Here is a 19,374-nt window from a genome sequence, read left to right as displayed (position 1 = left end):
ACAAAAACGACAACATGATTCGCTCAGGACCGATTTATGCACACAGAAATTATTAATATCTGGCCACACGGCGATGCACCGGGTGCCAGCGACTCACGCGCCCAGCCGCAAATTGTTGACCTCGCCAAAGAGTATGAACCCTATGATCGTGCTGCCACCGGGGTACGCTGCCCGGAGATGGCAATCTGGCACCCCGAGAATTCCAACGGTATCACGCTACTGGTCGCACCCGGAGGCGGCTATCAACGGGTATTGATCGATCGCGAGGGCAGTGCGCTGGCGACCTTCTTTACTTCAATGGGTTACACGCTGGCGGTGATGACCTATCGGTTGCCCTACGACGGCCATCACGAAGGGCCGGATGCGCCACTGGCCGATGCGCAGCGTGCGGTGCGGGTACTGCGCGATCGGGCGCAGCGCGGTATGAACGGCAAGTATATCGTGATGATGGGGTTCTCCGCCGGTGGCCATGTTGCCGCCAGCCTCGGTACGCGTTTCGCGGAAAAAATCTACCCGGTGCAGGATCATGCCGACAGTCTCTCGCCACGACCCGACGCGATGGTGCTGATTTATCCGCTGATCAGCATGCGCGACGGACTGGCGTTGGAAAGCGCCCGTACCCGGCTGCTGGGTGCCTGGCCGGATCAAAAAACCCTTGATGCTTATTCGCTGGAAACCCGGGTGCATAGCCAGACACCGCCGACGCTGCTGATCCACGCGGCAGACGATGAAACCGTATCAATCAATAACAGCATGGTGTTCTTCAGCGCCCTGCGCGAACACAGCGTACCGGCAGAAATCCACTTTTATCAGAAAGGCGGCCACGGATTTGGCATCCGTGGCGTGGCGGATTTGCCCTTAGCCAGTTGGCCGATGCTGGTGACCGAGTGGCTGCGGGCAAAAACCTGAGGCTTAAGACGATGGCGGGGCCAGTTCACTGCTGCTGGCGTTGCCATCGTTTTTGCCATCATCCGGGCTGGCTGGCGCAGTCGGCGTCTCGGGCGGTGCCATCACCTTATCCCAGCCTTCCTGCAACATCTTCACATTGGTTTCCGCCTCACCTTCCGGCTGAATCAGCACCATGGTCAGTTCCTGGGTCAATTGCTGACGCAGTTCCTGGTTGAGCTGATCACGCGTTAAACCGGCGAGAAATGCCTGACGCAGCTTTTGATACTGTTCCGGGGCGATATCTACCACCGCATTTTGCTGTGAACGTAAACGCTGTCCCATCAAAATATCGGTGTCGGTACGTGCGTAGGTGGCGAACAATTTGTTCAGCTCCAGCAACTTCTGCGCCATCAGCGCATCGAACTCATCCTGCGGCAGCCCTTTATCACGTACCGCCGCCAGCTCTTTCGCCACCAGATTCATGTTCTGCGGCAGCGACGCATTCGGGCTGTCCATATTGATGGCGCACTGGGCGCGCTGATACAGCACACGGCAGTCAAAGCCCACCTGTACGCTCTGCGCTTTGCTATCGGCCAGGGCGCGCTGTACATGCCAGAACAAGGCTTCACGCGCCAGATCGCTCTGCCAGTAATGCTCCAGATTCTGTGAATCACGAATCGGCTGCCACGGGCTGTCCCACACCAGTGACAGACGGTCTTGATTCATCGCGCCATTGACCAGATTCACCGGTTGATGCGGCAATGGCGACAGCGTCGGCATTGCCGCTGGCGAAGCCCGTTTACCCTGCAATGGTGCGAAAGCTTTGTTGATCTGCTCCGCCAGACTGCGGCTGTCAACATTGCCGACCACGTACAACGTCATGGCATCGGGTGTGTACCACTGCTGATAAAAACTCTTCAGCTGGGTGATATCGACCGGTGCGCGCGGTTGTTCGCCGGGATCGTGCGCCAGCAGCGTCGAGCCTTTCAGGCGATAGCGCCACCACACATCCTGGGTGTTGGGTGGCCAGGTGGCGATCGGATCAGACGCACTCAGCGCGGTAGCCACTACCTGTTCATTCAGTGTCATCTTGCCTGCGGTCGCCGACAGCCAGTTCAGCGCTTCTTTCAGCAGCTCCGGGCGGTTATTCGGCAGGCTCAGATTGTATTGGGTGAAATCATACGACGAGATGGCAGGCGGCAGCGGACGATGGGGGTCCATCGCCTGTTGCCACAAGGCGCGTTGCTGATTGGTATCGAGCGCGGTGTTATGCACCAACGCCAGACGTGGTAACAAATGGCTGAAGCCGGTTTGCTGTGCACTTTCCACCAGCGAACCGGTGTTAACGATCAGGCGCAGCTCTATACGGTCACTGGGACGCTGCGGCGTAGTCAGCAGTTGCCAGCTAAAACCATTGTCCAGTTTGCCTTCCTGCCAGGCGGGATCGGGTTGGAGTGTTTCGGCCTGTACGCCAAAACCGGATGCTGCCAACAGCAGTCCGCCAACCAAAAGCCGAATTCTGGTGCCCTGCATGTGAACCCCTATCAAACAGATCAACACTCGTTATCACGGCGCGTTCGGTCGCTCAGAGGCTGACCGATGCGGCATTTAGCCGCCACGTTTATTCTTCATCTGACTCTTTGACCACAAGTTGGTCGGGATGTCGCGCAACGAGGTGAAAAACCGGGAAAAAAATCAATGGGGTTTATTATGCAAATGCCCGCTGTGAGGGCAAGTCACAGCGGGCATTTCCCGGAAAATTAACGCAATTGTCGCTTTACAGCGAAGATTCCGGTGCGTTTTTCGCCTTTTTCGATGAAGAAAGCGTCTCATTCAGCTGACGTTCATCCAGCTGACCGACCCATTTCGCCACCACCACGGTGGCGACACCGTTACCTACCAGGTTAGTCAGTGCGCGCGCTTCGGACATAAAGCGGTCAATACCCAGAATCAGCGCCAGACCGGCCACCGGCAGATGTCCCACCGCAGACAGGGTCGCCGCCAGCACGATAAAGCCACTGCCGGTCACCCCTGCCGCACCTTTCGACGACAGCAGCAACACCACCAACAAGGTAATTTGATGGATAACGTCCATGTGCGCGTTAGTTGCCTGCGCAATGAACACGGCGGCCATCGTCAGATAAATCGAGGTGCCATCAAGGTTAAAGGAGTAACCCGTCGGGATCACCAGACCCACAACCGACTTCTTACAGCCGAGCCGTTCCATCTTGTCCAGCATACGCGGCAGCGCCGATTCCGAAGAGGAGGTGCCCAGCACGATCAGCAGCTCTTCTTTGATATACGCCACGAATTTAAAGATGTTGAAACCGGCCACACGGGCAATCAGTCCGAGCACCACCACCACGAACAGGATACAGGTGATATAGAAACAGATAATCAACTGGCCGAGTTGCACCAGCGAACCGACACCGTATTTACCGATGGTGAACGCCATCGCACCGAATGCGCCAATCGGGGCCAGACGCATAATCATGTTGATGATGCCAAAGATGACTTTCGAGAAACTTTCAATCACGTTGAAAATCAACGTACCTTTGTCACCCAGACGATGCAGCGCAAACCCGAACAGAATCGCGAACAGCAGCACCTGCAAAATGTTGCCGCTGGCAAAAGCACCGATCACGCTATTGGGGATCACATCCAGCAGGAAGGCAATCACGCCCTGCTGTTCCGCCTGCTGTGCGTATACCGCAACCGCTTTCGCATCCAGTGTGGCGGGGTCAATGTTCATACCCGCACCGGGCTGAATCACGTTGACCACAATCAGGCCAATGATCAGCGCGATGGTGCTGACAATTTCGAAGTAGAGCAGCGCTACTGCGCCAGTCCGCCCAACTGCTTTCATGCTCTCCATGCCGGCAATACCGGTCACCACCGTACAAAAAATGACGGGGGCGATGATCATCTTGATCAGCTTGACGAAGCCATCTCCGAGCGGCTTCATCTGCGCGCCTAACTCAGGATAAAAATGGCCTAACAGAACGCCGATGCCAATGGCAACCAGCACCTGAAAGTAGAGGCTTTTAAACAGCGAGGTTTTCATAACAGGTGTCCAGTGAAGACGACGGATTTCACCGTCATTGTTGTAATGTTGTGCTTACGATAAGCCCCGCGAAAGGCCTTACCGGTATCGGGGAAAATAACATCCAGTTAACGTGATTAATATAGGCTTACATTCCTTACAAAAGTTACAAAACTCTAACTATGAACTGAAACGCTTCAGCAAACGAGAGTTATGCAATTTCGCAAGGAAAATCAATAAATCAGGTGATTATTTGGTGGGTGATGGCTTGTCAAGCCAGCGTTGATTGAAAACATCCAGTGGCAGGGCTTCCGCATACAGATAGCCTTGCCCGATAGTAATGCCACGCGCCAGCAGCCAGTCGCGCTGCTCGGACGTCTCCACCCCTTCGGCAATGACATCCAGATGGATGATTTCGGCGATGGCAGCCACGATGCGTACCATAGTGTCGTCATCCGGTAACGCGGCAACAAAGCTGCGGTCCATCTTTAACTTGTTGACCGGTAACGCTTTAAACTGATGCAGATAGTTCAGGTTAGAGTAGCCCATACCGAAATCGTCCAGCGCCACCGCGACGCCGGTTTGCTGCAACATCCGCAACAACGCGATCGCCTGCTCGGCATCACCAATCTTGGCGGTTTCGGTGATTTCCAGCACGAAGTTACCCGGCGTAATACGATGCCGCTCCAGCAACCCCTGCAAATGGCTGACCACGCTGGCATCGCGCAGTTGGACCGCCGAGATATTCACGCTCAACGGGATGTTAATGCCCTGCTTCTGCCAGGCGGCGATGATGCGGCACGCTTCTTCAAACACCCAGCGGCCAATCGAGGCAATCACGCCAATCTCTTCTGCGCTGGCAATAAACTCTTCCGACAATCCCCAGCTGCCATCCGGCTGACGCATACGCAGCAAGGCTTCCGCCCCCGCCAGCTCGCCGGTTGCCATATTGATTTGCGGTTGCAGGTAGAGCGCGAACTCCTCATCCTGCAAGCCCTGTAAAATATCGTGTTCCTGGGTTAAACGCTTTTGCGCCCGCTCGGTCAGCGCCGGGTCGAAGAACAGGATCTGATTTTTGCCCTGATGGCGTGCTGACATCATGGCTGAGGTTGCCCGATCCAGTTGCTCGCTGGCGGAAATCGGGGTGTCATCATGCAACGCCAGGCCAATGCTGGCATTAGGACGCAGTTGAAGTTGTTGCAGATTGACCGGCTGATTGATGCGCAGCATCAGGTTACGTGCCAGCCGCATCGCCCTGAAGGGGTTATGCGCACGCTTCATCAGCAACGCAAAATCACTCTGACCGGTTTGCGCCAGCAAAGTATGATCGTCAATGGTGCTGCGGATTTTCTCCACCAGCGTCAACATCAGGGTATCGCGCTGGTCATCGCTCAACACCCCATTGGCTTCCTGTAGCGTATCAATGCGAATCACCATCAGCCCCCAGGGTTCGCTACGATGGCGATGATGTATATGCTGATCAAGTAATGCCAGAAACAGGGTGCGATTTGGCAGGTCGGTAACGGCAAAATGGGTGGTTAATCGACTCATTTCATCATGAATCGACTCCAGCACCTGTTGGTTACGGTTATAGCTGCGAATCAGCATGCCGATCTCATCATCGCGATGATTTTCCGGCAGTGTCAGTTTATGCGTCAGAATGGCCTGTGGCGGCAACTCCTGCAAATCACGCGAGATATTGCGTAACGGATGTACCACCAGCCGATTAATACACCAGCTTATTGATACCGACAAAATCAGCGCCAGCAGTAAATAGGTGGTGATCATGGTGGAGAGCGTACTCAGGATAAACTGATACACCCTTGATGAATCGGCCTGGAGTACCAGATAAGCAATCGGTTTGGGCAGCCCGGTACGCTCAACCGAATACAGCGGCAAGGTAATTTGCACCGGTAGCTCAAACAAACGCGCCACCAGCAGCGGCACCGGCTTCTCTACCTCAAAATCGGCATGCAGCGCCTGGAATGCATTGGGTAGCACCACATCCGCACGCGACAAAATGCCTGCGGGTTTGAGGGTGTTAAGGATATGTTCTGCTTGGGGAATATCGGCTTTTAACACCGCTTCTGACAGCGGCTGACGCACGGTATGCGCCACATTTTCCATCTGCTGGGCGTAGTCAATCCTGCGCTGCTGCACAAAATGAAATAACTGAATGACGATAAAAATACAGATAGTCACTAACGCCACGGTGGAGACTGTGGCCATCTGCTTTATCGTTAAGGAACGACTGACGCGCAACAAAATCTCTCCTGGCAACTCTAAGCCGTGTTATCAGACAGGAAAATGCGCAGCAAGTATATCCCAGATCACGGTTTTTTTTCGCCGGGAGAAAGTCGCAAAATCATCCGTAGCGACGCGATTCATCGCGTGGGTTTTGCTTCACGCGACCAACACATTGCGCGATAAATCGCGCCGCTACGAGTCGTGCCAATAATTACTGTGGATACGCCACCCAATCGCCGCCATTCAGGCGAATCCAGGGTTTGCCCTGATACATCATCACCACGGCGTTATCGTTCTCCGACACCACCGGCGTTTGCGGCAGATTATCGGTCAACGCGGACATGTTCACATTCGGCGCATTAAACACCTGGCCATCGACCACCCGTGAAATGATCTCGGAAAGCGCCAGCATGCTGGTCGGCGTATTGATGGTCAGCGGCTGGCCCTGATGCGGTGCCTTCATGCCGATAAAGCTGATGCCGACGGGAACATGCGTAATCGACGGGCTGGGGATATCGCGCAGGCCAGACATTTGCATCTTATCGCCCTGCAACGCCGCACCGTGTTCCGGCACCACCACCACCATCACGCGACGGCCCGATTTCTGTAGATTGGTCAGGAAGGTATCGAGCTGATCAAACAACATTTTGGCGCGGGGTTGCCAGGCGGCGGTGCGTGTACTGCCCAGCTCGCGCACACCGTCATGCAGTGGAATCAGGTTATAGAAGGTGGCGCTGCGCGCATCGTTGCTTTTGCTACGCTCATCCAGCCAACGCTGTAATAACTGACCATCGTTGTAGATGGGCGAACTGTCAAACGAGGTCAGTTCTGGCGCGATCCCCGCCTGCGACATTAACGGTGCCTGGATATTGCCCTCTTCGCGCATCTCCTTCAGATAGTTGCCGAAGACGCCGTTGTGATCCATTACCAGCTCCTGTTTGAAGCCCAGCTTCGCCAGGTTATCAAACAGATAGCAGCGCTGATCTGCGGGCTTATACAGGTCGCTGTGCGATGTCTGCCCACAGCTGGCGCGCAATAAACGAATCCCTGCCGGACCACTGTAACCGGTGGCGGAGTTGTAGTTATCCAGCATGATGTCGAAGTGGTGCCACAACGGATGATTGCGTAGCTGGGCCACGTCCAGATCCGACCATGACAGCGAACAAATATTCAGCACCAGAATATCAAATGGCTGCGAATCGCCGGGCAGGCTGTCCGGGAAATGCGTCACACGCTGCCGCTCGCTGTCATAAAAGCGGTTGAGCCACGCGGTGAGGTTGGCACTGTTAGGGGCAGCCGATTGATCGAGCGCATCCGGCGTTTTTCCCGCCACCGCAGGTTGATCATTCACCACCACTTCCGGCGTCGCCGCTTTACCTGGCAGCAAATTAAAGGATGGCCCGGCAATCGTGACGATATTCAGCCAAATCAGCGACAGCGACACCAGCACCGTAATGCGAATCCATTGGGCGACAAACAGATACAGCACCAGCAGCACAAAGGCGGCACCGATCATCTCCCAGTTGATAAAGCGATCGACCAAATCCAACAGGTACGCGGCCGAAAACCCCGCGACCTGATCGCCCTGACTGAGAATCGAACTGAGACCGGGCAGCCAGGTATCGTGCCAGAACAGGCCAAAGCCAATCGGTAACGACACCCAGTTGCGCAGCCGGTGCCAGCGCAGCGAAGGCAGTGGAAAAAGCAGCCAGGCAAGGAACACCAGGTTGCTCAGGGCATGAAAGTTCAGGTAGCCATACCACAGCAGCCCAAACTTCAGCAGAAAGTAGAAGTTCCAGCCGCCCAGGCCACGCCACCAGGAGCCGTGCAGCGACCAGCCACTTGCCGAAGATTTTTTATCGCTCATTACGGTTTTTTATCCGTTTTTGTCGTATTCCGTTGCCAAACGCCCTCAGACTTCAGCGCACGAGCCGGAAGCAGGCGCATCAGCAGGCTGTTGCTGCTGCGCGGCAGCCAGCGGGCCAACAGGGATTTGAGAAATAGCAGAATCAGTAGCAGCAGGATGATGACCTGCACCCAATCCATTAGTGTCATCAGGACTGCGCTCCATCAATGTTCAGGGTGATCGACTGAGGACGCCGGGCAACCCGTTCATGGGCTGTTGGGGGCGCTGCCACGGTGGTCAATGTCACGGGTGCCACAGGCACATCATGGTGTATTACCGGAGCCAGTTGGCTGATTTTATTCACTTCAGACACAATCTGGTTGTCTTCAAACCACACCATGCGATTGCTGAACAACTCGTCATGCGGCAGCGAGAAAATGGATTTCAGCGCAATGTCCAAATCGTTAAAACGGCACGACGAGAGGAACAGGTAGAGACGATCGTCCAGCTGCGTCACCAGGTCACCGAAACGGCGCGGCTTACACAACGTCAGTACCTGTTCCGGCTTCAGCTGCGGCACCGGACGTAGCGCCACCATCAAACCTTTATCGTTTTCCGGCAGCAGCGTATTCTTCATCAGCTTCTGGACTGCGCCGCAGAACGCATTCAATGGCAGAAAACCGCGCAGTTGCAACGGTTGCAAAGCCTGCATCAACGCGGGCAGATCAGCCGGCACGTGGCGGGTGAACTGCTGGCCCTGAATGCCCTCCAGCGTGGTGAGAAAGCGCGACAACGTTGCCGCCGTGGGCACGATGGCATTGATGCCACAGGCCAGCAGCAGACGCTCATCGCTGTAACGCAGGCTGGTATTCATCTCGCGCACCACAATCTTTAACGCATTTCCGCGTGAGCGTCGCAAGCTGTGCACCATTTTCGCCAGTGCCTCGATATCATGGTTATTTACCAGGCTAAAAATCACCGTCGCGGCGTTGGCCTGTTGTGCGCGGGAAAACACCCCATCATTATCGCTAAACAATTGCCACTGCGCGGAAAAGGGCGGCGCGCCTTCCAGCACGCTCTGCTCGGCAAGAAATTGATTTTCATCGTTCAGACTGAGCGGGATATTTTGTTCGTCTTCACTGGCCGCAATAAACTGGTTTTCGACAAAACTCAGCCGAATCGCACGGTCCGCTAACAGTTGGTCGGCGGAATACCACCAGTTAATGCGATATTGCCAGCTATCCTGCTGATAATCTAAATGCGCGACACCATCAATCTGGCGAAAATAACGCTGGAGATAATTTCGCAGGTTAATTATTGATGTACCAGACGTTATCAGCAACAGCGTCATGTTTTTTTCAATTAACTGACGGCGCATCCGCTTCAGCCAAATCGCCAGCTCTTGCTGGGATAATTTAACCCAGTGTGCGGCGTTACTATAAAACAACACCAAGCCGCTTCGCTTATTCAATACGCGCGCGAAATCCCCTTGCAGTTGCTGCAAGGCGAGTTTATTGGCTGGCAGCGAAAATAAAGGAATACGTGCCGGTCCGCCGTCTGGATTCAGATCCAATAATTCCTGCGGCTTTCCATCTGAGCTGATCAACGTGACAGCCTGTTGATGGCTTATCACCTGCCGCAAAAACGACCGCGCATCCTCCTGCCGCTGGCAGGTTATCCAGTAAAGACCTGGCGTTTGCAGTGTAATTAATTCCTGTTGAACCTGTTGCAGGCCGAGCGCATAGTGATTTTTCATATTGGATTCGCGATCTGTACAATCCAGGCTAGTTTATTATAGACGGCGACGATTGGAACTGCTGAAATAAAAAACATTGAACTAACTCAAATCGCATTGATCTGTGCGGGTGTTTATCGTTTTCGTCGACGTTAAACTTATATCAATAAATATAATCGTAAACTCTCGATTGTCGTTTTTGGCTGGCAAAAAAAGTAATGAAAACAGAAAATGCCTTTTCGCTGGTTTCACAAACCCGTGAAGAACAGGATGACATTAATACCTTAAGTGAGGCCTTTTCATTGAAGGCGTTTCGCTACATTGATATTGCCCGTGAAGAGCGCCTGAATAGCATTTTATCGAGCTGGCCGCTTTTGCAGGAATTATCCGCCACTCAGGAGCCTGAACGCTAATGCCCTTTATTGCTCTTCAGGGATTGCGCGGCGGCTGCGGGGCCACCGCGCTCAGCGCAGCGCTCGGCTGGGCGCTGAATGCCTTACAGGAATCGGTGCTGATCCTCGATTTTTCCCCTGCCAATCAACTGGCTACCCACTTCAACCTGCCAGTTGATCATGACGCCGGATGGATGCCCGCCCTGCTCAACCAGCAACCCTGGCAGCAGTGCGCGCAACGTTACCGGCCAGGGTTAGATTTCTTACCTTTTGGTGCAACAACCCATCAGCAAGCATTAAGTATTCGTTGTTTCGACGAAAAATTTGCTGAACCGTTACTTAATGCTTTCGCTACGCTCAAATCGCAATACCGTTGGTTAATCGTGGATCTACCGGCAGACCTCGCGTCCTGGCACCTGCCATTCTTGCGCACGGCTGATCGGGTCATTCAGGTATTGACCCCCGATGCCAACTGCCAACTGCGTCTGCATCACCCACGTTTTTTGCCGCATACACTGTTTTTAATCAACCAGTTCAACGCCAACAGCAAGCTGCAGCAGGATCTGCATCAGCTGTGGATTAGCTCGCTGCGCAACCTGATTCCGCAGGTCATTCATCGCGATGAAGCGCTGGCGGAAGCGCTGATGATGAAACAACCGCTGGGTGAATATCGCCCGCACGCGCTTGCCAGTGAAGAGGTGAACACTCTGGCGAACTGGCTGCTGCTGAATGTGGCCGGGGCAGGAAAATGAATCCGCTACGCTGGCTGCTAATCCCGCAGGCGTGGCAGGCGCTGCAACAACGCGCCCGTCAGGCACGTCGCCACGGTGCTCCCTGGCCGACCATTGTCCTGCATCTCACCTGGTGCATCCTCGCTTGGTCACTGCTGCGTCTGGAAACGCCGGGCTGGCAACGCATCCTGCAACATCGCCAGCGTTACTATCCGCAAATATCCCAGCAACGCCCGCGCCCACTCGACCCGTTGCGCTATTTGCTGCAAAGCCTGTGGCTGATGTTGATATTGCCGCTCGATGATAGCGAACGCAGCGAGCGCAAACGCTTTAATAACGCCTTTAAACCGCTGTTTCGCTGGCGTCAGCGCCTCTACCAATGGCTGGGAGCCCTGCCGTTGCAACTGAAAAAACGCGGTGTCATCCGACGCAGTGAGCAACGCCTGCAACGTTTACCGACGCGCGCACGCCAACTGCTGTTTATCGTCGCGGCGATTGCTGCCAGTCTGCTGGCGCTGCTGTGCATCTCCCAGCCGTTTGGCATCATGACGCAGTTTGTCTTCGTGCTGCTGCTGTGGAGCCTGGCGATGCTGGTCCGTCGTGTACCCGGGCGGCTCTCCACCATTATGCTGATTGTGCTGTCGCTGACCGTCTCCTGCCGTTACCTGTGGTGGCGCTACACCGAAACCCTCAACTGGGACGACCCGGTGAGTCTGGCGTTCGGCCTGCTGCTGATTGGTGCAGAAACCTACTCCTGGACGGTGTTGGTGCTGGGCTATTTCCAGACGCTGTGGCCACTCAACCGCCATCCGTTGTCGATGCCAGACGAAATCACCGTCTGGCCGAGCGTTGATATTCTGGTGCCCACTTACAACGAACCGCTTAGCGTGGTGAAACCGACCATCTACGCGGCGATGGGTATCGACTGGCCACGCGATAAGCTGAATATCTATATTCTGGATGACGGCACGCGTGACGAATTCCGCGCGTTTGCCGCCAGCGTCGGCGTGCAGTATGTGGTTCGTCCCACCCATGAACACGCTAAAGCGGGCAATATCAACCATGCGCTGAAAACCCGTTGTCAGAGCGAATATGTGGCGATTTTTGACTGCGACCATGTGCCGACCCGTTCGTTTTTGCAAATGACCATGGGCTGGTTCCTGAAAGATAAACAGCTGGCGATGTTGCAGACACCGCACCACTTCTTCTCGCCCGATCCTTTCGAGCGCAACCTCGGGCGCTTCCGCCAAACGCCAAACGAAGGCTCGCTGTTTTACGGCCTGGTGCAGGATGGCAACGATACCTGGGATGCGGCGTTTTTCTGCGGCTCCTGTGCCGTACTGCGCCGTACCGCGCTGGATGAGATTGGCGGCATCGCCGTCGAAACGGTAACGGAAGATGCCCATACCTCGCTGCGCCTGCACCGTCGCGGCTATACCTCAGCCTATATCCGTATCCCCCAGGCGGCGGGCCTCGCTACCGAAAGTCTGTCGGCACATATTGGTCAGCGCATCCGCTGGGCGCGCGGCATGGTGCAGATTTTCCGTCTGGATAACCCGCTGTTCGGCAAAGGCTTAAAACTGGTGCAGCGCCTGTGTTACGCCAACGCCATGCTGCACTTCCTGGCGGGGATCCCACGGTTGATCTTCCTGCTGGCACCGCTGGCATTCCTGCTGTGCCATGCCTACATCATCTATGCCCCGGCACTGGCGATCGCTATTTATGTGTTGCCGCATATGCTACATACCAGCCTGACCAACTCACGCATCCAGGGCCGCTGGCGTCACTCCTTCTGGAGTGAAGTGTATGAGACCGTGTTGGCCTGGTATATCGCCCGTCCGACGACGGTGGCGCTGTTCAATCCGCATAAAGGCAAATTCAACGTGACCGCCAAGGGTGGCCTGGTGGAGAAACGTCATCTCGACTGGGTGATCACCAAACCCTACATGTTCCTGGTGCTGCTGAATCTGGCGGGGATCGTGATGGCCTTCTGGCGGATGGCTTACGGCCCGTCCAATGAAATCCTCACCATCTGGGTCAGCCTGATTTGGGTGCTCTACAACATGATCATCCTCGGCGGTGCAGTGGCGGTTTCGGTCGAGGCGCGACAGATTCGTGAAGCGCACCGTGTTGAGATCGCCATGCCTGCCGCCATTGCACGTGAGGATGGCCATATGGTGCCGTGCACGCTGCGCGACTACTCGGATGGCGGTGTCGGCGTGGAGCTACGCGAGCCTGACGCGCTGGTCGAAGATGAGCCGGTGTGGCTGCTGCTACGCCGTGGTCAGCAGGAGTTCAGTTTCCCCTGCCAGGTACAGCGTGTATTTGGCCGCCGCGCCGGTATTCGCCTGCATCAGCTTTCCACTGAACAACACATTGAATTTATTCAGTGTACCTTTGCCCGCGCCGATACCTGGGCGTTGTGGCAGGACGGTTTCCCGGAAGACAAACCGGTACAAAGCCTCGCCGACATTATGGTGCTGGGCTTTAAAGGCTATCTGCGTCTGGCGGAATACGGCCCGACGCCGCTGCGCCGTTTATTCAGCCTGCTCACTACTCTGGTGAGCTGGCTGGCATCACTGCTGCCGCAACAACCTGGCCGCGTGAAAACAGAAAACACTCATTAAGTTGATGATATGACCATGACGAGAAAACTGAGTTGGTTCACCGCTCTGCTGCTGAGCACCGCCCCCCTGGCACAGGCCGCCCTGCAACCTGATGCCCCGGTAGCGCCTCAGCAGGCGGCACAAAGTCCCTTGCCGGTGCTGAGTGACCAGTTATTACCTGGTGCACCCTTGCGTGCCAGCCAGTTGCTATTTAACCAGGTCGCACCACCACCGGGCAGCATGACGTTGCGTGGTACTGTGCCGACCGGTCAGATTGAGTTTGGCGTGCGCAGTGATGAAGTGGTGACACGCGCACTGCTCACCCTCAATTATCGTCCGTCACCGGCGTTGATCCCGACGCTGTCGCAGCTCAAGGTCTATCTCAACGATGAACTGGTCAGCCTGATCACCATCACCGCCGATCAGCTCGGCAAAGAGAATCAGACCCAGTTGGCGATTGATCCGCGCTTTATCACCGACTTCAACCGCGTGCGGCTGGAACTGGTGGGCCATTACGCTAACGTGTGTGAAAACCCGGCCAACAGCACCATCTGGCTGGATATCGGTAAAGAGAGCCAGCTCGACCTGACGCTGCAAAAACTGCCGCTGAAAAACGATCTGTCGCACTTCCCGGAACCCTTCTTCGACAGCCGCGACAGCCGTCCACTGCAACTGCCGATGGTGTTCAGCGCTGCGCCGAATCTGCAACAACAACGTGCCGCAGCGATTCTCGCCTCGTATTTTGGCAGCAAGGCGCAATGGCGCGGTCAGACCTTCCCGGTACTGTATAACCAACTGCCGAAAGAGCAGCACGCGGTGGTCTTCGCCACCAACGATCAGCGTCCTGATTTCCTGAAAGAGATGCCGCCGGTACAAAAACCGACGGTGATGATGGTCAGCCAGCCAGACAACCCGTATGAGAAGATGCTGCTGATCCTCGGTCGTGATGATAAAGATTTGCTGACCGCCGTCGAGGGCATTGCGCAGGGTGAACTGCTGCTGCGCGGTGATACATCGACGGTTGATGACGTCAAATTACTGGCACCACGCAAGGCTTATGATGCGCCAAACTGGGTGCGCACCGACCGCCGCACCACCTTTGCCGAACTGACGCAGTACCAGAACCAGCTGCAATCCGACGGCCTGCAACCTAACCCGATCGCCCTGACACTCAACCTGCCGCCGGATCTGTTCCTGGTACGGGCACGCGGCATCGATATGGACCTGATTTATCGCTACACCTCGCCGATTCAACAGGACGGATCGCGCCTGGCAGTACATCTGAATAATCAGTTTATGCAGGATTACCCGCTGATGCCGAAAGACACCGGGGGCAAACAACTGCTACATATCCCGCTGATCCAGGGCTTGCAGGACAGCAGCCGCCAGCTGACCATTCCGGCGCTGCGCCTGGGGGTGGTCAACCAACTGCGCTTTGACTTCGACTACGCCAACACCTTTATTGGTGGCACCGCCGATGGTCGCTGCGAAACCGTCACCGCCGTTGGGCATCACGTGGTGATTGACGATCACTCCAGCATCGATTTCTCCGGCTATCGTCACTACATCGAAATGCCGTCGCTGGCAGCATACGCCAACGCCGGTTTCCCTTATAGCCGCTATGCCGACCTGGCACAGTCGCTGGTACTGGTGCAGCCGAAACCGAGCAACAACGAGGTCACCACGCTGCTGAATGCGTTGGGCAACATCGGCGCACAGACCGGCTATCCGGCGTTGCGCGTGCAGATGAGCGACGACTGGAGCAAAGCCAAAAGCAGTGACGCCGATCTGTTGATGATCGGCAGCATCCCGGCCGATCTGCAGGATGACCGCAAGATCAACGCGCTGGTCGATGCGACGCGCAGTTGGCTCAACAAACCGGCGCGTCCCATCGCTGCGCCGAACGTCCCGGTCTCCGCCAGCGATCGTGCTGTCGAGAGTCAAACCACCATCAGCTCACGTGGCCCGCTGGGGGTGATTGTTGGCTTCCAGTCACCGTTCAATGATCAACGCAGCGTGGTGGCCCTGCTGGCCGACAGTCCGCGCGGTTGGGATCTGCTCAACAACGCGATGCAGGATAGTGGCAAACGTGCCGCGATTTTCGGCTCCGCCGCCATCATTCGCGAATCGGGCGTCTACAGCCTGCGTGTGGGCGATACCTACTTTGTCGGCCATCTGCCGTGGTGGGAGCGCCTGTGGAATATGCTGGCGACCCATCCGGTGTGGCTGGCGGTGTGCGCGACGCTGGTGGTACTGCTGTTTGCTCTGATGGCATGGCGTCTGATGCGCATGGTGAGCCGCCGTCGTCTGGCTGAAGAAGACGACGATGAATAAAGTACGTGCGCTGCGATTCGGGCTACTGTTGAGCAGCACGCTGGGGATGATGGCAGGTTCTGTCGCCGCCCCGGCGGGTCCACAGGTTTCGCCGGTCGAATGGCTGCTGATGCAGATTCGTACCGGCGAATCGACCAACAAGTATGACCTGGTGCAGCAATCGCTCTACCGGCTGGAAAAAATCGATCCGGATAATCCGCAGGTGCTGGCGGCGCAAATCCGCATGGCCCTGCGTCAGGGCGATCTGGCGAAAGCGCAAACGTTACTGGATGAGCTGAAGCATGTGGCACCGCAATCCGCCGCGGCCCATGAATCCGAAGCCGGTATGAAACTGATGTCCGCCGAAGGTCGTCAGCAGTTGCAGCAAGCACGACTGCTGGCGGCCGCGGGCCATGTGGCTGAAGCGAAAGACGCATGGGACGCGCTGTTTCACGGCGTGTTCCCCGATGTGAATACCGAGCTGGAGTACTGGCAACTGGTGGCGCGTCTGCCGGGCCAGCAGCAGACGGCATACCGCCAGCTACAGGCGCTGGAACAACGCTATCCCGGCAATATCGGCGTGGAACTGCAACTGGCGCGCATGGCCTTTGATAACAATCAGCCGGCCGAAGCGCTAACGCAACTGCGCAGCCTTGCCAAACGTGATGGTGGCCGCGATGCCGCCTCGGAACTCTGGCTGCAACAGATCCAGAATCAACCGGTCAGCGATCGCAGCGTCGCCAGCCTGCAACAGTACCTCACCGTATTTACCTCCGGCGATGCGCAACAGCGCGGGCAGGAGGAATTAGCACGACAGCAAAAACTGCTGGCCGATCCGGCTTATCGCCAACGCATGCGCGGACTGGCGCTGGTCGATGCCGGGGGCGGCGCAGGGGCGATCGCCTCCCTCAGCGCAGCGCTGAAAGCTACGCCTGATGATGCCGAACTGATGGGTGCGATGGGCCAGGCTCAGGCACGCGCCAACAACCGTGCTGCGGCCATTATGTGGTTAGAAAAAGCCATCAAACACGGTCAGGCCAGTACCCAGGTGGGGAAATGGCAGTCGTTGTTGCAAACCAATCGTTACTGGCTGGCGATCAACAACGGTGATAACGCGCTGAAAAAAGGCGATCTTAACGGGGCGGAGCGCCAGTACCGCAACGCCCAGGCGATTGATAACAGCGACAGCTGGGCGTTGATTGGTCTTGGTGACGTGGCGCAGGCACGCCATGACCCAGCCCAGGCTGAGCGCTACTGGCAACTGGCGCTGCGTATTGATCGCGGCAACACCACGGCGGTGCGTCGCCTGGCGGGGTTATATCAGCAACAATCCCCGGCCCGGGCGATGGCGTTTATCAACGCCCTGCCCGCCGCACAGCAACGCGGTTTGGCCGACACGTTGCGGACTCTGCGTAGCGATAGCTTGCGCGCCGAAGCCGATGCGTTGGCCGAACAAGGTCAGTGGCATCAGGCGGTGGTGAAGTATCGTCAGGCCGCTCAGGATACCCCTGACGATATCTGGCTGTCGTACCGACTGGCTGGCGCGCTGCGTAACAGCGGTGACGCCGCGCAGGGCCGTGCAGTAATGGAAAGCATGGTGCGCCAGCATCCGCAGGAGCCGAGTGCGTTGTATGCCTGGGCATTGTGGCTGTCGTCCGGCGATGAAGATGACGCGGCGCTGGCGGCGCTCAATCGTCTGCCGCAGGCGCGCTGGGATGACAACATGCATGAACTGGCCGATCGGCTGAATCAGCAGAAGGTCTTTGCCCGTGCTAATGCACTGCGCGACGGCGGTAACGCCGCCGCAGCCATTGCGTTATTACAGCAGCAGCCCGCTTCCCCACGACGGGATATCACGCTGGCTGACTGGGCGTTGGAGCGGGGCGATGCGCGCAGCGCGCTGGCGGGTTACCAACACGTACTCAAGCAGGATGCACATAATAACGACGCAGCGCTCGGTCGTATCGAAGCGTTGCTAGCCCTGAAGCGCCCGCAGGAAGCGCGTCAGGCATTGCAAAGCTTGCCGGACAGTGTGGCGGAAGAGAGCATCAACAGTGGTCGCCGCGTCGCGCTTGCCTGGCAAAACAGCGGCGACCACGCGCGGGCGCAGCAGCTGTTTAACCGGCTAAAAACCCGCGCCGCCCAGGAAGCGCCCTCACAAAGCAAAGCGTTGGTGTATCGCGATGCGGCGCGGCTGGAAACCCAGTTACGCCAGCCGGCACAGGCGCAGCAGGATTACCGACTGGCAATGGCGGCCAGCGGTATCAGTGCAACGGTACCGCAGGATAACGACAGCTACACTTATCTGACGCGTAACCAGCCGCAGGATGACTGGCTGAAGCGCGGCATTCGCAGCGACGCCGCCGATCTTTATCGTCAGCAGGACACCACCGTAACGCTGGAACAGGATTACTCACGCGACAAGGGCACGGGTGGCCGTTCGGATTTCACCGCGCACACCACCATGATGCAGGCAGAAACGCCGCTGGCCGATGGCCGCAGTTTTGTCCGCGTCGATCATGTGCTGGTATCAGCGGGCACTTTTGCCACAGAAAACGGCAGCCACAACGATCGTTTTGGTAGCTGCAACGACGACAACTCTGGCGGTTGTAGTCGCGATTTCACCCAGCGCGACGAAGGTACCTCGATTGGCGTGGGCTGGCATAACGATCGTTGGTCAGGCGATATCGGCACCACACCGCTGGGTTTTGAAGTCACCAACTGGGTGGGTGGCCTGAGCTGGAAAACCGATGTGGATGATATCGGCATGACGCTGACGGCTTCCCGTCGTCCGATCTCCAGCTCGCTGCTGGCCTTTGCCGGCGCACGCGATCCCTCCGCCAACGGCGGCAAAACCTGGGGTGGCGTGGTCGCGACTGGCGGCTCGCTCGGTCTGAGTTACGATCAGGGTGGCGCGCATGGCGTCTGGGCAGATCTCAGCGCCCATCAGCTAACCGGGGAAAATGTCGCGGATAACACCCGTGAACGTTTGATGGCAGGTTACTACTACAAGTTGATCAACGAAGACAACCGCCGCGCCACGGTGGGCCTGAACAGTATGCTGTGGCACTACCAGAAGGATCTCAGCGATTACACCTTCGGTCAGGGCGGCTACTACAGCCCGCAGCAATATCTGTCGTTTTCCGTGCCGGTGACATATCGCCAGCGTACCGAGAACTGGTCATTTGATCTTGGCGGCTCGCTCTCCTGGTCACATTCCAAAACCGATGCGCAGCAGCGTTATCCGGTCAATCCAGGGTTCGAGCTGGCCTCTAATCCGTATTCGGACAGCAGCTCCGGCAGTGGCGTGGGTTATACCTTGCAGGCGATCGTGGAACGGCGCGTAACGCCACATTGGTTTGTCGGAGTGGCGATGGATATTCAGCAGGCGAAAGATTACACCCCAAGCCACGGTTTGTTGTATGTGCGTTATTCGATGGCGGGCTGGAACGGTGATATGGATATGCCACCGCAACCGCTGATTCCCTATGCGGATTTTAAATGATGTGGTGTTGAGGGTTCCGTTCGCTGGCAGCGGTTTAACACCGAGAAGGTTCCGTTCGCTGGCAGCAG

The 19,374-nt window shown here is 56.7% G+C and carries 12 protein-coding genes; 6 read left to right on the top strand and 6 right to left on the bottom strand.

The annotated features are described in order from the left end of the window. Nucleotides 1-36: 36 nt before the first annotated feature. Nucleotides 37-909: an alpha/beta hydrolase gene (locus tag PAT9B_RS00650; protein ID WP_013507327.1), complete on the top strand. Its 873-nt coding sequence runs from the start codon at nt 37-39 to the stop codon at nt 907-909. Between the two features lie 3 nt (nt 910-912). Here PAT9B_RS00650 and PAT9B_RS00645 read toward each other — a convergent pair whose 3' ends face one another. From PAT9B_RS00645 to bcsE, 6 genes are all read right to left on the bottom strand, one after another. Then, the gene (locus PAT9B_RS00645) at nt 913-2,421 is read right to left on the bottom strand and encodes a pitrilysin family protein (RefSeq protein ID WP_013507326.1); all 1,509 of its coding nucleotides are present in this window, start codon (nt 2,419-2,421) and stop codon (nt 913-915) included. A 244-nt stretch (nt 2,422-2,665) separates the two neighbouring features. Beyond that, the gene (locus PAT9B_RS00640) at nt 2,666-3,952 is read right to left on the bottom strand and encodes a dicarboxylate/amino acid:cation symporter (RefSeq protein ID WP_013507325.1); all 1,287 of its coding nucleotides are present in this window, start codon (nt 3,950-3,952) and stop codon (nt 2,666-2,668) included. A gap of 228 nt (nt 3,953-4,180) precedes the next feature. Beyond that, nucleotides 4,181-6,193 (bottom strand): biofilm formation regulator HmsP, encoded by a 2,013-nt coding sequence (gene hmsP, locus PAT9B_RS00635; RefSeq protein ID WP_190274648.1) that lies wholly within the window; start codon nt 6,191-6,193, stop codon nt 4,181-4,183. A gap of 196 nt (nt 6,194-6,389) precedes the next feature. Then, a complete protein-coding gene (gene bcsG, locus PAT9B_RS00630) occupies nt 6,390-8,045 on the bottom strand; it encodes a cellulose biosynthesis protein BcsG (protein WP_013507323.1) in 1,656 nt (551 codons plus the stop codon). After that, a complete protein-coding gene (gene bcsF / locus PAT9B_RS00625) occupies nt 8,045-8,233 on the bottom strand; it encodes a cellulose biosynthesis protein BcsF (protein WP_013507322.1) in 189 nt (62 codons plus the stop codon). Before bcsF ends, bcsG begins: the two co-directional genes overlap by 1 nt. Then, a complete protein-coding gene (gene bcsE / locus PAT9B_RS00620; protein WP_013507321.1) occupies nt 8,233-9,780 on the bottom strand; it encodes a cellulose biosynthesis protein BcsE in 1,548 nt (515 codons plus the stop codon). The genes bcsF and bcsE overlap by 1 nt, the downstream gene beginning before the upstream one ends. A 197-nt stretch (nt 9,781-9,977) precedes the next feature. On the opposite strand from bcsE, the gene bcsR reads away from it, so the two are divergent. Genes bcsR through bcsC form a run of 5 tightly spaced genes read left to right on the top strand, consistent with a single transcriptional unit; the run spans nt 9,978 to nt 19,306 of the window. Further along, nucleotides 9,978-10,172, top strand: a complete 195-nt coding sequence (gene bcsR, locus PAT9B_RS00615; RefSeq protein WP_013507320.1) for a cellulose biosynthesis protein BcsR — start codon at nt 9,978-9,980, stop codon at nt 10,170-10,172. Continuing rightward, nucleotides 10,172-10,903, top strand: a complete 732-nt coding sequence (gene bcsQ, locus PAT9B_RS00610; protein ID WP_013507319.1) for a cellulose biosynthesis protein BcsQ — start codon at nt 10,172-10,174, stop codon at nt 10,901-10,903. Before bcsR ends, bcsQ begins: the two co-directional genes overlap by 1 nt. Continuing rightward, the gene (bcsA, locus tag PAT9B_RS00605) at nt 10,900-13,509 is read left to right on the top strand and encodes a UDP-forming cellulose synthase catalytic subunit (RefSeq protein WP_013507318.1); all 2,610 of its coding nucleotides are present in this window, start codon (nt 10,900-10,902) and stop codon (nt 13,507-13,509) included. Before bcsQ ends, bcsA begins: the two co-directional genes overlap by 4 nt. Before the next feature lie 15 nt (nt 13,510-13,524). Next, nucleotides 13,525-15,822, top strand: coding sequence for a cellulose biosynthesis cyclic di-GMP-binding regulatory protein BcsB (gene bcsB / locus PAT9B_RS00600; RefSeq protein WP_041525717.1), 2,298 nt, complete (start codon nt 13,525-13,527; stop codon nt 15,820-15,822). Next, on the top strand, nt 15,815-19,306 hold the full coding sequence (gene bcsC, locus PAT9B_RS00595; RefSeq protein WP_013507316.1) for a cellulose synthase complex outer membrane protein BcsC: 3,492 nt from the start codon (nt 15,815-15,817) through the stop codon (nt 19,304-19,306). Before bcsB ends, bcsC begins: the two co-directional genes overlap by 8 nt. Nucleotides 19,307-19,374 lie beyond the last annotated feature (68 nt).

Source organism: Pantoea sp. At-9b, assembly GCF_000175935.2.
Taxonomy (GTDB): Bacteria; Pseudomonadota; Gammaproteobacteria; order Enterobacterales; family Enterobacteriaceae; genus Pantoea.
Note: the sequence above shows the minus strand (reverse complement) of the source record. Positions and strands in the feature narration are given on the sequence as shown.